Annotated in this window: 1 pseudogene; it reads right to left on the bottom strand. The window is 49.2% G+C overall.

The annotated features are described in order from the left end of the window. Positions 1-492 (bottom strand): annotated as a pseudogene (thiG, locus tag M3175_RS25840) (thiazole synthase); the annotation flags it as partial.

The following is a 492-nucleotide window of genomic DNA, read 5'->3' as shown; positions in this document are numbered from 1 at the left end:
ATCACTGGCGGTACCCACGCCTGCATCTACCAAGACCGGCACTTGGGTCTGCTCAATGATGAGACTTAAAGTATGGCGATTGAGTAATCCCAAACCTGAGCCAATCAAACTGCCCAATGGCATAATCGCCACACAGCCCATGCTCTCTAGTTCTTTGGCAACAATTGGGTCATCTGAGGTATACACTATCACATCAAAGCCATCATCAATTAAGGTCTTAGCGGCTTTGACAGTTTCGATGACGTTGGGATACAAGTTTTTTTCATCGCCCAATACTTCAAGTTTGACAAGGTTGTGCCCATCCAACAATTCACGCGCTAACTGACAGGTACGAACGGCGCTAGCCGCGTCAAAACAGCCAGCGGTGTTAGGGAGAATGGTGTATTTTTCGGGAGAAATCACATCGAGTAGGTTGGGTTCATCTTTCTTCTGCCCGATATTTACGCGTCGAATGGCGACAGTGACGATTTGCGCGCCGCTGGCGGCGATGGC

This window comes from Robertmurraya korlensis (assembly GCF_023715225.1).
Lineage (GTDB): Bacteria > Bacillota > Bacilli > Bacillales > Cytobacillaceae > Robertmurraya_A.
Note: the sequence above shows the minus strand (reverse complement) of the source record. Positions and strands in the feature narration are given on the sequence as shown.